The sequence below is a fragment of the Brucella sp. NBRC 12950 genome (assembly GCF_030268145.1).
Lineage (GTDB): Bacteria > Pseudomonadota > Alphaproteobacteria > Rhizobiales > Rhizobiaceae > Brucella.
In genome coordinates this window covers 75,729-89,960 of the sequence record NZ_BSQC01000021.1, presented here as the reverse complement: position 1 = coordinate 89,960, position 14,232 = coordinate 75,729, and the positions used below count along the sequence as shown (strand labels likewise).

Genomic DNA, 14,232 nt, shown 5'->3' with positions numbered 1-14,232 from the left:
CTATACAGTTCCATTATTCGATTACGAGGCTGAGGACGCATTCTTTAGCAGCTAGCCCATTTAGCTCGTCCGCTATTGAGCAGGCGGTGGCGCAACCGAAAGGGCCGGAATGAGGTCGGAAGCGGTCGTTAAAGTCGCCTAGGATTTACGATTGCCCGCGCTCATTAGCCGTTCAAAGCATACTGATCGGAGATTAGTCCCACGGTTGCTGCACACTATGTCACGCATTCCTGACTCTACGTCAAAATCTTCCGGAAAGCACATTTAACTGATCAGTCCGTGCCACCAAATTTGCTCCGCTTACTTTCCAGTCTCGAAAATCGGGCGCACCCAGCCGTTTGCTCGGGACATGCTCGCGCAATTGGGTGTGGCGCCGGGCGGATAACGGGTTGAATGCTAATGAATCATAGCACTGCCCACGTGCTGTGTCAGCACGTGGGCGGCGAGGCAGGACGTAGCCGGTAGCTTTCAGGTGGCACCGAAAGCACCTGGATCGTCTGCGAAACAATCGAAGCCGCTCACTGAAACCCTTCTTATCCGGTAGCACTCCTGTGTGTATGCCATCGATCACTTGCTGTAGGACCCACGCCAGTTGATATTCAAGGGAGCTAATCGTGTGGTCATAGCTCGTGTCCTAAACGATGGGGCATTTAATACACTGGTCGACCTCGTCCTGCAAAACCATGTTCACGACGCGGTGGCCCGATCCCTCGACGAGATTTCTCGCGACATTTCGAAGATCTTGCAATGAACGTCCGACGTCGTCAGGCGCGAGATCAATGGAAAGGGCTCGAGGCATATCTGCCGACCTCCATCGGCAGAAAGCTCGAATCAGAAAGTAGCTGATTTGCAAAGCCATCCAATTCAACCAGTCAGGGAAACGCTCGAAATGCGATCCGGATACAAGCATTGCGCTTTCGTCTGGCGCAGTGCCCTTCAGGTGAATTGTGGTGATCCGACGCGCATCCCCCGGCAAGCGTGTTCTGATGAGTTTCATCGGCACCCAAACGACACGCTTATAACGGCCGGAAAATTACACCAGGCAGCCAGACAATCATGCACTTACGAGGGAAGGATCACGTCCGCATTGAGCTAAGCACAGCTTTTTGGCCTTGTGCGCCATGGCGGTTTTATTGCGCTTGCGTTTCAATAGTTGATCCCTAACCCGGTAAAAATAGCAGCTATCTAAGTGAGATGTAAGTTCATATGATTGCGTCCCGAGTGCAGCAGTCAAACAGTCAGCACAATTCAGGACAGGATGATCATGCCTTTTCCGGCCTCCGAATACGACCGTCTTCGCCCCGGTGATCTGGTGTACGGGCTAAGGCATCCGCGGAGCATATTCATATCTAATGAAACCGAATTCATTCCAGATTTTGTTATTGATAGCTTTGCTCCTTTCAGCATACGGCTATTGCCATTAAGATTACCGCTCCGGCAGGAGCACTTCTTTGCCAGTCTCGAGCGGCACCCGAAATATCACACTGCCCTCGAATTCAGGGTGGGCGATCCCATGCACAATTTCACTGCCGGAAACGTTGCGATAAGGCGAAAAGTCAAGGGCGGCCTGAACTGGGCGGCTGAGGACCGAATAAGTGTGCATTTTGTACTTGATGGTGTCAACATGAGCGATGTCATCGAAAAGAGACTCTATAACCTAAATAAATCTACGACTGGCTCAGAACTGCGGTGGCTGTATCGAAATCGGGACAATCCGGCAGTGCAGGATGTCGTCCAGTTCTGGAAGGACGGTCATCGCGTCAATCCGCCATGGGAGGATGACAAAAAACTCTGGAGCCAATACCTCCCTAAAAGTTCTGACAAAGCGCTCAGTGAAACGGACCGTGCATTGAACGTGAGCCAGTTACATGCATCTGACGGAACCGACCCGGTGAATGCTGCGGCAAAGGTCAATCGACCCGGATCCGGGACAGCAGATGAACTGATCGATCTCCTCCGCAGCGTGTTCTGACGCGAATGCTTTCCCGGGCAGAACATCGAGAGTTATAGCAGCTTCGAATGCACCGGTCATTTGGTGGTATTATTCAACTCGGCTTTTTGGCAATAACGTAGTAATAATTCAATAGGTGGCAATTACAGATTTGCTTTAAGTCATGCTGATAAAGGGGGGGTACCAGGGCGCGGGACACGTTGCCAAAAAATCATTGATCGGCAACGCTCTTGGGCTGGCATGAGCCCGCGAAATCATAAGCGTGCAACACTTTTCCTACGTAAAACCAGCACTCACCGCTACCAGTTCGAAAGAAATGGAAGTGACCACACTGACTGTGACGGATACTCCTGAAAACATTGACTGCGTTGAAAGACTTAATGGACGTCATGATAATCTTGGTCTAGCTTGCGGTTATTTTGATATCATTCAGACAACTCTCTCGTCTTCAACTTTGGCGAGGCATCAAACAAAGTCGCTGTAATCGTCGCTATCGGATATTTGAACCTCCACCGTTGAGCTGACAATACTCTGCGCATCATAGAAACAGAATTTGGCAAGATATTGCGGACCAGGCGGCGAGCGACGGCATAGCCATAATGCATCAGTTTTCTTGAATGAATTCATCGTAAGAACATACCCCAGAAACAATTGAATGCCGCTTCTGGGGTGTGGCGGCTATTCAAGGTGAAAGATATTACTCATAAAATCGAGCAGCAAACCGACTGATCTGTATTAATGAAGGGGACATCTGGCAGCTCTACGAAATAACGAATACCAGCGTTTAGGATTCACGCATCGATTCTAAATGACATCAGTAGGGTCGGAAACGGTCATCAAACCGCCTAGGATTTAAGTTTGACAATGAGCGTCAGCCTTTGAAAGTTTACGGATCGGAGAATAGTCTCCGCTATTGCCGCAGAATGCGGCAGTCGTTCTTGACTCCACGTCAAAACCAGAAAGAGGTTAGAACATCTGCATCACTTCATTTTCAGACTGCAACTCATGAAAGGAAGCCGCATATTGAAAGAACTATGGAAAGCGACGGGGCCGACGCCTCGCCGATCTCACAAATAGGATTAGAAGTAGGCTCTGGGAGCAGCGGCATACCAGCCTTCCCGAAATATGCGGCAGCTGCTCCTAAAAAGAGTTCGTTTGCAGGAGAGGGTGGAATCCTACGCCCTCATGAGTAATATAGGTTTTCCGGATGCATTTAAATTTCCTCGTTTTCACGAAGACGTTCAATTGATGCGGTCTGTGCACGGTCCTCGAGATGACGAGCCGAACCGATGATTGTCATACTCTCTTCCGCGGATTTTACCTCCTGACCATATTCGATGCAGGCTTACCTCTCTCTAAGCACGGATATCTATCCCAACGTACGTCCCTGATCTCTGGTCGTCATCTTCAGCATACTGCATCGGCAAATGGGTTTGGTAAATTGCAGCCTGGATTGCTACGTGCCATGCAATGTCCCAGATGAAGCCGGCGAGGTAACGTGCAATAGCGGTTAGAACACGAGGTTGTGGTTTTCCGGTTTTTGAAAGGTCCCGGTATTGCTTGCATAATCGTGTTTTTGCCTTCCATCCTATATCTTTAATTTCCTGAAGCTGATGCTGGCTAGGCTTCAGGTCTCGTCGAGGAGATCGCCCTGTCAAAATCAGGGCTTGCTGTCGAGGTGCAAGCGAAACACCGCTTACGGTCAAGGCGCAGATCGTTTCGGAGAACCTTCGGTCGGGCGCGATGGTCAATGAGGTCGCAGAGCGACACGGCCTGAAGCCGAACCACCCATTTCGGAGCCGCCGATTAAGAAGCCAACCTCCCCGAGATCATAGTCGGGTCCGTTACTATCCGTCTGGAAGAAGGCGCATCTTCAACCCGGATCGCCGCTGTCGCATGTGCGGTTCCGGCATGATCTTTCCATCGAACCGGGTTCGGATCATGTTGGCGACCAAGCTTATCGATTTTCGCAATTATGTGGAGCGCCGGATTATGCAGAGTCCGCAGTGGGATGGGTGTATGCAGCAATAAGGCGCTTCATAGGTCGCTAACCACTATCACCAGTATTGTCGATCACATCGTGAAAAGGGATTTCCCCATTCCGCCCGTCATCTGCAATGACACAGTAATCGTATCCGCATGAACATCGAGGCATACATAAACTATTATTTCTTTGGTCGTTCCTATTCAAACCAATATTGGCTCAACAAAGGAAAAACTAGTAGTTTTGCAGCCAAAAATCGTTCATATAATTTAAGACTCTTCGCACTCTGTGAACAAACCTGCGCCGTTGCTTTAAGAGCACACATGGCACAGTATTCCAGCGTCTGAAGATTAGCCAGCTACGGTTTCGCACCTGTAGCGGTCAGCTTCGCGTGCGATCTGGTCCCGATGATGTGTCAGGTAATTGAAAAGACGCACTGTTGGTTTTATCCAAGAATTTAGTGTTACGTACTTCCAATCTGGCGTCTATGACGCCTACCGAGTGACCTGCTTCGCCATCGTTGACGAAGCAGGAAGTGCCACTTTCTTCTTACTTTGGCGGAGCTACAGCGACATAGACGATGCTATGTCCGTTATATTTCGGCTCGAACCAGTTTCCATTGCAGTCCTTGTAGTTTATGCCGTTGACGGAAACATTGGCGCAGTCTGATGGAACATTGGCGATAACCGTACCAATGGCCACGGCTGCGGCGGTGCCAATAATGGCTGCTGCTGCCGGATCCCAGCCTCCATTCCAATAGCCTGGCCAGTATGGACCCGGCGGCGGTGGAGGAGGTGGGGGCGGCAAAGGATGCGGCCCAGGTCCCGGATGTGGAGCAGGTCCCGGCCCGGGGTGGGGCGTTGGTGTTGGATGCGGAGCCGGGTGTGGTTTCGGGTTGGGACCAGGATGAGGCCCGGGCGCGGGATGATGCGCTGGATGGAGGCCCGGTGCTGGTCTTGCATGCGGAACATGGCCGCCGCGAGGGCGCGGCATCGATGGATTAAAGCGTGGTTCGAAGTGCGCTGGGCCATTAAAGCCGCCCATTCGGTGGCCAGGAAAACCACCGCCACCACCGAAGCCATGCATTCCGCCGCCGCCCAAGTTCATGCGTGGCATGCGCCCGCCAAAGGCTCCGCGAGCCTCGGCGATCTGGGGAGTAATCATGGCCGTGGCGAACAAAAGTCCTACCGTGGTACGAAAGAGTTTCATTGCGGGTTCCCCTCTTCCATGAAACGGAGCTTCTGTGCATTGGCCGCTGGCGTGAATTCGAATGCGCTAGCCCGAATGTCAGGTGTTTCGTTCCAATTAAGAACGGCTGTCATGCGCGGGCGCGTTTGATCATCACGATCCACAAGTGAGACCTTGAGGGGTAAGGGTGGACCGTCCGATGCAATCCAGACTTCGAAATCCTGATCTCCTGTACGGTAAGCCCAATGATCTGTCGGCTTGCCATTCACCATTGCATTACCAGCGTGGAAACCTTCGACAATTTCTTTAATGGGTGCGTCTGGAGTGCCCCAGGCGAACAAATCCGCCAATGGGAATGTCAGATGATATTTGTGGGCGGCTTCTTCCAGCGTTTCCTTGATTGTCGCAGGGGCTGGAACCTGAGCATAAGTGTTGCTGTTTGGCGAGACATAGGTGAAGGTCGATCCGTTATAAATGAACTCACCCTGAACAACATCGGTTTTCAGATCGATACGGAGTTTGTTCGGTCTCTCAACCTCATAAGCAATCTCGCCGCCAATCTCCAGTTTCTGGTCGGTATCCAGAACGGTCTCCACACTGGTTTGAGATTCGAGGGAAAATTTCTGTAAGGATTGCAAATGCTTCCCCATATTCTCTAAGGCATGAATCGAAGCTGGTTCGATCCTGTCAGAAGCAGCCTTGCTGTCTTGAGCGACAGATATGGTAATCATGCCGAGCAAGAATAGCCCGCTGACTGTACATCGGAGAATGCACCTGTAGATCGGCATTGGAGTCCTCCTAGGCTGTTTATGGACTGCGGATGATTGCACGTGGAATGAAAGGTCATTCGAAGGCATAGACCTTCTTCCAATCATTCTTCATGTCGACGATGGTCCAATTTCGTTTCGGCGCTTCGGTCAGAACTTTGTCCAGCTTGCCAAATGACGACTGCCGGTCATAGGCATATTCTCGGTATCCGTCGGTGTGATGGATGATGATACCGAGGCTGTTGGGAGAGGTGGTGCCCCAACGCAGCATTTCGTAATCACCATCCGAATTGCCCGCGACGAAAATTGGCCGTTTGCCGATGACCCGATTGATGCCGACAGGTTTGCCGGGACCATCATCGATAAAATCGATCTCCGGCAGGCGTTCCAGCGCGGGCTGGTCGTTCTCGACTGCGTATTGGGTCTTGATACTGCTGCCAATGACCTGTTGTGAAGGTATTCCGTAAGCCTTCTCCGTCATGGGGCGCATGAATTCCACACCGCCGCCCGACACGATGAACGTCTTGAAGTCATGAGCGCGTAGATAATCGAGAAGCTCGCGCATAGGAAGGAATGTCATTTCTGCAAAGGCCTTGCCCGTCTTTGGGTGCTTGGCCGTTGTATACCAATCCGTAACGATTTTGTTGAATTCGTCGGTCGTCATGCCAGCGTGGGTCACCATGCCCAGTTCGACGACACCCTTCTCTCCACTTTTGGCAATGCCAGCCAGATCACCGGTCAGAATGGATTTGAACGGTTGTGTTGTCTTCCACTCTGGATGGTCGGGCGCCAACGCCTTGACACGGTCAAGCATGAAGGCCAACTGGAAGTAATAGGGTTGCTCGGTCCAAAGTGTGCCATCATTGTCGAAGACGGCGATCCTGTCCGCAGGCGCAACATAATCCTTGCTTCCCTCTTTTGTCACTTTATCGACGAAATCAACGATCTGCTGTCTGGATTTGACATCGTTCCAAGAGGCGAGGTCTTCAGCCCACGCAGAGGTTGAGATTTGAAGCGCGGCGATCAACAAAATCTGCGCAAACAAACGCATGAAATTCCCCTCAGTTTGTTGGTCTCTTCACACACCGGAATCCGACATGACTGGTGGACGTGTCTTCCGGCTCTGCATGTCGCGCCGCCGGGCGATAGCGGCGGCAATAGTCGGGTGAACAGAGGTGAGAACCACCTTTTAGAACACGTCTGGCAATGCGAATAGCGGGCTGCTGCTGGTCAAAACTTGCCAGAGCTTCACCGCCGCGTGGATTGCGCGGGATGCAGCACGGGCTTGCCGCTGGTTCGGCATGTCGGGTCGTCCAGTAGTCATTCGTCCATTCCCAGACATTGCCGATCATGTCGTAAACACCATAACCATTGGCCGGAAACGACCGCACTGGCGAGGTGCGCTCGCGCCCTGCGGGCTTCGTGCTTTTCACGGGAAAGATACCTTGCCAGGTGTTGGCCATGGCAACGCCGCCCGGCATGAGTTCATCGCCCCACGCATACTCCAGATCTTCAAAGCCACCCTTGGCCGCGAACTCGAACTCGGCTTCGGTCGGCAAATCAAGACCGGCCCATTGCGCATAGGCAAGGGCATCGCAGTGCGCCACATGGACGACTGGATGATCGAGCTTGCCGCGTAAATCGCTGAGCCCGCCCAATGGCTTACGCCAGTTTGCTCCGAACTTGAATTTCCACCACTGGCTGATATCCCGACCCTCGACCCGCTTTGGGGGAGTGAACACAAGAGACCCTGAGCGCAACATTTCGGGCAGCGCCCCCGGATAGTCCTTCGGGTCGGGCGCTATCTCGGCCATCGTGATATAGCCTGTTTCGTCGACAAAGCGCGAAAACTGCCGGTTGGTAACAGGTGTCGTGCTGATCCAGAACCCGTCCACCCTCACGGCATGGCGTGGCGCTTCTTCGGGATAATGGTTGTTCGACCCCATCTGAAACGTCCCGCCCGGTATCCAGACCATTTCATCCGAAGCCTGCCCGGAATAACGTTTGCTCGAAGCGTTCATACCCATCGTCATCCTCCGCGAAATTATGGAGAGCTTGCCTTTACGCTACTCCGGCGAGAAGTACGTTACGGTAAATCGGGTGGCTTCAGGGGTTCAGTTCCAAAAGCGCGGGTGGTTTTGCGGCGTGTTTATGCGAAAGGCGGTTCTTAACGCCGTGAGCAAGAAGGCGTCGGTCAATTTCCCCGGATTGGCCCTTTCCGTATAGCTGCCGCTGCAGAATTTCGACCTGTGCGGCAAGTGACCCGTCATTCGCGGCTGCGGCCCAAGCATGGATGGAAGAGTAACCAAGACGACGCGACCAGACTTCCAGTGCCGCATTTATCCGGGCGTTATCGCCGGTACTGATAATGCGGAGGGTCTGCCGTCTTTGATGATGAAGCGAATTCCGGCGCCGCTCATTCCATTGGCGCAACAGATTTGTAAACCGGGCTCTGTACCATGTTTCGAAGGCTATAAGCCCAGCGATCAGAAGCGCGGTTATTTCCAATGTCCAAAGGGACTTCCGGCTAAGCGTGCCTTTACTGGCAGGTTCGACGGGAGTGGCAGATTTCGCGGCACTTGTGGTGACGGTCACGGTTGTTTCCGGTAACGTGGCGGTCTGAACCTGCTGTGATTTCACGTCAAACCAGCGATACGAAATTTCAGGCAAGGTGAAGGCTCCGGATTTGGAAGCGGTATAGACGATGGTTTCGATGCGACGGCTCGCAGTTTTTCGCCCGACAGAAACGTTATCTGCGACGGTCGCTGGTTTGACATACTGGTCCAGCCCTTCTGGAGTTCCAATATTGATGGGCGGGATGGTGATCGCTACCGTATCCGTGGCGGTAATGGTCAGGGTTCTGACCAGCGCATCTCCCGTCTGCAGCTTGTCCGGCGGCCTGTCGAAACTCTGCGATAGTTCCAGTGAACCGACTGCAAATCCCGTCTGTCGGTTATTTTGTGCAGCGCCGACCGTGAAAGTTAGCGGTTGGCTCTTCACGGTTCCTTTTTTCGGGGCTCCATCCTCAAGGTAATCAAATGAAACCTGAATTTCTGGAATACGATAACTGCCGCTGACTTGTGGTATGATGGAATACCGCTTTTGAATGCCACTGAACTGAACGTTATTTATAGTATCAGTGATGTTCTGGGACCGTTCATCAGACAGAGTAACCAGAGCGTGCGGAAGCGCGAATAAAGGGAATTGTGGTGGTGAGGTGAAGAAACCCGGAGCAAGAACGGTTATCACAAGCTGGACTTGCTGCCCCGGTACGATGGGTCCCGTTTCTCCAATTTTTGCGCGGACCATGGGTTCCTGCGCTGCGGCATCATTGATGAATTGCGTGGCTGAAACGATAAGGCTGAAACACATAAGCCGAAGCAGAATGCTCATTTGGCACCGCCTTCCGCTTCAATCGAAAACCGGCGCGCCAGCATAGCCGCTGGGCTTATGGCGATGTTCTTGATCCACATTTGAGATGCCTGTTCGGACAGGGCAATCTCAATATCTTTGCCTTGCTTGCCCTTATCATCAAACTGGTCACTATCGGGCTTCAGGTTTGGTGCTTCCTCCTGGTCCTTATCTTCCTTCTGCTGCGCTTGCAGAAGGCGTCTTGCCGTCGCAAGGTTGGCCTGAATGTCTTCCGATGCGGGATTCGCCTGAAGTGCCTTTTCGTATGCTGTTACAGCCTCCGCGTACTTCTTCAAATGCAGGAGTGCATTGCCCTGATTGTACCAACTTTCAGGGCTGTCAACGATGGCGAAAGCTTCGATGGCTTCCTGATAATTCCCGGCACGATATTCAGCGACACCGCGCCACATAGGGTCGCGAAAAATACTGGCGGCTTTGGAAAAAGCGCCGTTCCTGAGTGCGATTTGTCCCTGTTGATCCGGTGTCAGCCACATATCTTCGAATGATCCAGCGCTTGCCGGATCGTTGCCAATCAGACGAAGAGCAATTAAAACACTCCCCAACCGCACAACCCAGCCACGTCTGAAGGTGAATGCGAATAGCAGCACGGCGGGGATGAGGAACCACCATCCGCCATCGCGCCACCGACTTTCCTTATCGGATTGCTGTTGCGCAAAATTTTCTTTTACCTGTGCGTTGATCCAGCGAACATCGGCATCATCTTCTGTGACTATTGTGACTGCGATCGATTTCGAGGCCTGCAGTTGCGCGAAGCTTTCGGTGTCGAGCTTGGTAACAAGGCGTGTTCCACCGTCCGATGACAAAATGCCCCCACCGTCGGACTTTATCGGTCCGCCATCTGTCGTGCCGATCAGCAGTACCACAATGTGGTTATCCCTCTCATCATCCAATGTTTTGATCGCGGCGGCCTCAACGCCGTCCGTGATGAACAGTATCGTTCCGGGTGAACCGTCCTCTTTCAGGAGATTGGACGCTTGGGCAAGGGCCGCACCGGTATCTTTGCCCGGACGTGGCATGATGCCGGTGGAAAGGGCATCGGTATAGGATTCAATCAAATCGGCATCATCCGTGAGCGGCAGAACCAGATGAGCCGTTCCTGCATAAGCGATCACGGCGGTTCTGGCGCCAGCTCTGCTTGCCAGAATGTCATGAATTTTAAGCTTGGCTCGCTCGATGCGGCTGGGGCTGATGTCAATCGCATCCATTGTTTGTGAAAGATCGACTGCGATCACCAGTGACGCCGTGTCGTGTACAAAGGGCGGCGTCTCCTTGTCCCAACTTGGACCGGCAATTCCGACAATCATGATCGCCATGATGAGCGCGAGGAATGTTTCCGGTTGAAAACGTCGCTTGCTATCGCCTTCGATCACCAGTCGGTCGAGAAGATGCGGCGCGATCATGTTTTTCCACTTCTGCCTGATGTTGGCAGAACGGGCTGCAAGCCAGATCATGATCAGCGGCAATATGAGCAAAATCAGCCAGACCGGGCGCAGAAAGTGAAAGTCGGAGATCATGCGGAAGCTCTCCGCGCCATGCGTGCCTGCACAAAACTGAGGCAAAGGGAGAGTGCCAGGATCAAGAAAGATACTGCGGCCGGATACTGGAACAGTTCCCGGCGTGGCCGCCATGAAAGCTCCTTCTGTTCCTGCGGGGTTATGCGGTCCAGCATATCGTAAATGGCAGACAGGCTGGTCTGATCTTGACCGAAAGAATAGCTTCCGTCTGTCTGTGCGGCGATTGCATTCAGTGTTTGGACGTCGACCATGTCTTCTCCGGTTGCGGTTGGATTGCCGATGGCTACTGTGTGAACAACGATATGGTCGTCTTTGGCAATTTCAGCCGCTTTCAAAGGCGGCATCTTGCTAGCCGTGTCATTGCCATCCGACAGCAGGATGAGAACCTTTTCAGGCACGTTCGATTTTTCAAACATGCGAATGGCGAGGCCGATGGAGTCGCCCATTGCCGTTCGGGGACCGGCTTCGCCCGGCGCGAGTGAGCCGATCATTGTCCGGATTAAATCGTGGTCCATCGTGAAAGGCGCTAGCGGGTAGGGAGCGTCGCCGAAGGCGATTAAGCCCAGCCTGTCGCTTGCCCGTCGTGAAGCGAAATCAGCGACGACTGTTTTCACAGCATTGATACGCGTGTCCAAGGTCCCGCTTGATGTTGCAAAATCGCGCGTGTCCATCGATTGCGAAAGATCGAGAGCCAGCAGAATATCACGCTGTGGTATTGTTTTGAAAATCGGCGGTTCGATCAGTTGCGGTCGAGCCAACGCCAGAACCATGAAGCCCCAGGCAAGCAGATCGAGGGCGATTTGCCACCAGCTTCGCCGTGGAATGATCGATCCTACCGTTGGCTCAACGCCAGCTGCGCGCGCGACATCTTTGAAGAAGGGTAGTCTGATTGAAGCGGTCGACACCCGATGGCTTGGCAGGAGCCACCAGAACAGCAACGGTACTGGCAACAGAAGCAAGAGCCACGGATGATCGAGTTCATACATAATGCCTCTCGATCCACAGGCGCGCCTGGCCGACGATCACAGGCAAGTCTTTTGTCGGTCCCGGTTCATATTCCTGAACCGTCAGGAGCGCCTTCAGGTTGATTCCGAGCGGTTCTGGACTGTGCTGCTCAAGGAAACTAACCCATTGGCGACCGGATAGGGTTGCGACATCGATGCGCGGCCAAGCGGATAGCGCTGTGCGCTTCATCAGCTCGGCGATTTTAGTTCCAGATGATTGCGTCATTGGTGGATTGTTAGAAATTGCTTCCAGAACGCGGAGCGCCTCACGTCTATAGGCATTGCGACGATAGCGGATTGCCCATCGGACAATGAGGACGGCAATTCCCAACAGAAGCAAGGCTGCCAGCAACCCCCATCCCCAGGTTTGCGGCATCCATGAGACAGGCGGCGGAATGGCAATGTCGTGGAGCGACCGTAGGGCGGTTTCTGTTGCTTGATCCACTACCGTCTCCTTTGGCGCCACATGGACTTTTCAAGGAGATTGCGTAATTGCGACGCGGTTTCTTCTGCTGTCGAAATTGGCAGCATGGGGAGCCCAAGTTCCCGTTGCCAGGAGCGAAACTCGCGCCCGCGATTGCGCGCGAAACTATCGATTGAATTGCGCATCGTGCCCTTGCCGAAGGTCAATTCAGCCTGTGTGGTGCCACCGCTGACCACAAGTTCACCGGTCTTTGGGAGATCGAGCAGAAAGGGGTCGTAAACCAGAAGACAGATCACGTCATTGCGGCTTGAGATCTGCAACAAGTAATCGCGGGTCGTATCGTCATGGCCATCGAAATCGCTGACAACGATCACAAGATAGTCGTGATAGGCGATGGCGCTGACGTGATGCAAAATGTCATTCAACATGGCTGGCGCAGGATCATGCGCATAGCTGGCACTCAGTGCGGCGTTTTTCTCCGCGATCTGGCTTGCCAATCCGATTACCGCATTGCGGCTGCGCTGCGGTTTGATCTGCGCGGTATCTGTGTCGCCAAATACGATGCCCCCGACACGATCACCCGATCCCAAAATGCGCCAAGCGCACAGCATTGCGCATTCTGCCGCACATACAGATTTCATGGCGCGTCTGCTGCCGAAAAACATATTGATGCGCTGATCAACGATCAGGAGGGCAGGACGTTCCTTCTCTTCGCTATAGATCCGCACGACCGGCTTCATCGTCCGCGCTGTGACCCGCCAGTCTATGGAACGAATATCATCGCCGGGCAGATATTCCCGCAACTCTTCGAAGGACAGACCACGACCACGGACTGCCGAGCGCATTCGCCCCGCAAGCTGGCGATGGCTGGGAGATTTTTGAACGAAGCTGAGATCACGCGCTTGAGCTTCAAGGGCGACAAGCGCAGAAGTGTCTACGTAAACGCCGGTCTCAACGCTCGCGCCAGCCTTCATGATATGGCCACCAGTTCGGTGATGCGGTCGATGATCTGGTCTGGCGTTGTGTTGGAGGCATGGGCTTCATAGGACAACAACAGCCGGTGCCGGAAAACGTCGTGCACGATTGCTTTTACGTCATCTGGGGTGACAAAGTCCCGCCCTTTCAGCCACGAATAGGCGCGGGACATGCGGTCAAGGCCAATCACACCGCGCGGACTGACGCCAACCTGTAAAAGCTTGGCAAGATCGGCATTATAACGATCCGGATAACGCGTCGCGAAAACGAGCGCGACCATGTATTTTTCGACCGGCTCGGACACTGTGATCGTGCCGATTTCCTTGCGCGCATCAAAGATGCTCTGCGCCGATAGGCGGGTCATCTTTTCTTTTGCGGGAGCCTTGTCGTGGGCTTCCTGTTCCTCGCTCCGGTTAAGACGCATGATCGCGGCTTCGGATTTTTCATCTGGATAGTCGACCCGGATATGCAGCAGAAAACGATCCAGTTGCGCTTCGGGCAGAGGGTAGGTCCCTTCCTGCTCAATCGGGTTTTGCGTCGCCATCACCATGAACAGGTCCGGCAATCGATAACTCTTTCCGCCGACTGTTACCTGCCGTTCTTCCATAGCTTCCAGTAAACCCGATTGAACCTTGGCGGGCGCGCGGTTGATTTCATCGGCAAGTACGAGATTGGCGAAGATTGGTCCTTGCTGAAACTTGAAGGCACTTTTTGAGCCGTCCGAAACATAGATTTCGGAACCTGTGACATCGGCTGGCAGCAGATCCGGTGTGAACTGAATGCGTGAAAGTTCGGATTCCAGATTTTTCGCAAGGCTTTTGATGGCGCGAGTCTTGGCGAGACCCGGAAGTCCTTCGACCAGTATATGGCCGTTTGAAATGAGCCCCAGCAAAAGGCGTTCGATCATTTGCTTCTGCCCGATGACGGATTGCTCAATCCGTTCGCCGAGTTTCAGAATATCATCGCGTGCAGCCATATCGGGTGTCCTGAAAT

At 53.2% G+C, this 14,232-nt stretch carries 11 protein-coding genes; 1 reads left to right on the top strand and 10 read right to left on the bottom strand.

Annotated features, from left to right (window positions below; genetic code table 11):
* Window positions 1-1,258: 1,258 nt before the first annotated feature.
* Window positions 1,259-1,972 carry a hypothetical protein gene (locus QSJ70_RS25470; protein WP_285540775.1) on the top strand — a complete coding sequence of 238 codons (714 nt, stop codon included), beginning with the start codon at window positions 1,259-1,261 and terminating at the stop codon, window positions 1,970-1,972.
* 2,512 nt (window positions 1,973-4,484) lie between these two features.
* Here QSJ70_RS25470 and QSJ70_RS25465 read toward each other — a convergent pair.
* From QSJ70_RS25465 to QSJ70_RS25420, 10 genes are all read right to left on the bottom strand, one after another.
* Window positions 4,485-5,144, bottom strand: coding sequence for a hypothetical protein (locus tag QSJ70_RS25465; protein ID WP_285540773.1), 660 nt, complete (start codon window positions 5,142-5,144; stop codon window positions 4,485-4,487).
* The gene (locus QSJ70_RS25460; protein WP_285540771.1) at window positions 5,141-5,911 is read right to left on the bottom strand and encodes a DUF2092 domain-containing protein; all 771 of its coding nucleotides are present in this window, start codon (window positions 5,909-5,911) and stop codon (window positions 5,141-5,143) included. Before QSJ70_RS25460 ends, QSJ70_RS25465 begins: the two co-directional genes overlap by 4 nt.
* 55 nt (window positions 5,912-5,966) lie before the next feature.
* Window positions 5,967-6,941 carry an HAD family hydrolase gene (locus tag QSJ70_RS25455; RefSeq protein WP_285540769.1) on the bottom strand — a complete coding sequence of 325 codons (975 nt, stop codon included), beginning with the start codon at window positions 6,939-6,941 and terminating at the stop codon, window positions 5,967-5,969.
* Between the two features lie 10 nt (window positions 6,942-6,951).
* Complete coding sequence (locus QSJ70_RS25450) at window positions 6,952-7,917, bottom strand: formylglycine-generating enzyme family protein (RefSeq protein ID WP_502871722.1); 966 nt, start codon at window positions 7,915-7,917, stop codon at window positions 6,952-6,954.
* Window positions 7,918-7,996: 79 nt separating this feature from the next.
* Window positions 7,997-9,283 carry a BatD family protein gene (locus QSJ70_RS25445; RefSeq protein ID WP_285540765.1) on the bottom strand — a complete coding sequence of 429 codons (1,287 nt, stop codon included), beginning with the start codon at window positions 9,281-9,283 and terminating at the stop codon, window positions 7,997-7,999.
* A complete protein-coding gene (locus QSJ70_RS25440) occupies window positions 9,280-10,950 on the bottom strand; it encodes a VWA domain-containing protein (protein ID WP_352231030.1) in 1,671 nt (556 codons plus the stop codon). The genes QSJ70_RS25445 and QSJ70_RS25440 overlap by 4 nt, the downstream gene beginning before the upstream one ends.
* A complete protein-coding gene (locus QSJ70_RS25435; RefSeq protein WP_285540763.1) occupies window positions 10,833-11,822 on the bottom strand; it encodes a VWA domain-containing protein in 990 nt (329 codons plus the stop codon). Before QSJ70_RS25435 ends, QSJ70_RS25440 begins: the two co-directional genes overlap by 118 nt.
* Window positions 11,815-12,285 carry a DUF4381 domain-containing protein gene (locus QSJ70_RS25430; protein ID WP_285540761.1) on the bottom strand — a complete coding sequence of 157 codons (471 nt, stop codon included), beginning with the start codon at window positions 12,283-12,285 and terminating at the stop codon, window positions 11,815-11,817. The genes QSJ70_RS25435 and QSJ70_RS25430 overlap by 8 nt, the downstream gene beginning before the upstream one ends.
* A complete protein-coding gene (locus tag QSJ70_RS25425) occupies window positions 12,285-13,238 on the bottom strand; it encodes a DUF58 domain-containing protein (RefSeq protein ID WP_285540759.1) in 954 nt (317 codons plus the stop codon). The genes QSJ70_RS25430 and QSJ70_RS25425 overlap by 1 nt, the downstream gene beginning before the upstream one ends.
* The gene (locus QSJ70_RS25420) at window positions 13,235-14,215 is read right to left on the bottom strand and encodes an AAA family ATPase (RefSeq protein WP_285540757.1); all 981 of its coding nucleotides are present in this window, start codon (window positions 14,213-14,215) and stop codon (window positions 13,235-13,237) included. The genes QSJ70_RS25425 and QSJ70_RS25420 overlap by 4 nt, the downstream gene beginning before the upstream one ends.
* Window positions 14,216-14,232: the final 17 nt, after the last annotated feature.

Excerpts from the sequence above, each read along its gene's own strand:
- QSJ70_RS25470 (WP_285540775.1), top strand. The coding sequence starts at position 1,259 with ATGATCATGCCTTTTCCGGCCTCCGAATACGACCGTCTTCGCCCCGGT.
- QSJ70_RS25445 (WP_285540765.1), bottom strand. The coding sequence starts at position 9,283 with ATGAGCATTCTGCTTCGGCTTATGTGTTTCAGCCTTATCGTTTCAGCC.
- QSJ70_RS25435 (WP_285540763.1), bottom strand. The coding sequence starts at position 11,822 with ATGTATGAACTCGATCATCCGTGGCTCTTGCTTCTGTTGCCAGTACCG.
- QSJ70_RS25425 (WP_285540759.1), bottom strand. The coding sequence starts at position 13,238 with ATGAAGGCTGGCGCGAGCGTTGAGACCGGCGTTTACGTAGACACTTCT.
- QSJ70_RS25420 (WP_285540757.1), bottom strand. The coding sequence starts at position 14,215 with ATGGCTGCACGCGATGATATTCTGAAACTCGGCGAACGGATTGAGCAA.
- QSJ70_RS25455 (WP_285540769.1), bottom strand. The coding sequence starts at position 6,941 with ATGCGTTTGTTTGCGCAGATTTTGTTGATCGCCGCGCTTCAAATCTCA.
- QSJ70_RS25450 (WP_502871722.1), bottom strand. The coding sequence starts at position 7,917 with ATGGGTATGAACGCTTCGAGCAAACGTTATTCCGGGCAGGCTTCGGAT.
- QSJ70_RS25440 (WP_352231030.1), bottom strand. The coding sequence starts at position 10,950 with ATGGCGGCCACGCCGGGAACTGTTCCAGTATCCGGCCGCAGTATCTTT.
- QSJ70_RS25465 (WP_285540773.1), bottom strand. The coding sequence starts at position 5,144 with ATGAAACTCTTTCGTACCACGGTAGGACTTTTGTTCGCCACGGCCATG.
- QSJ70_RS25460 (WP_285540771.1), bottom strand. The coding sequence starts at position 5,911 with ATGCCGATCTACAGGTGCATTCTCCGATGTACAGTCAGCGGGCTATTC.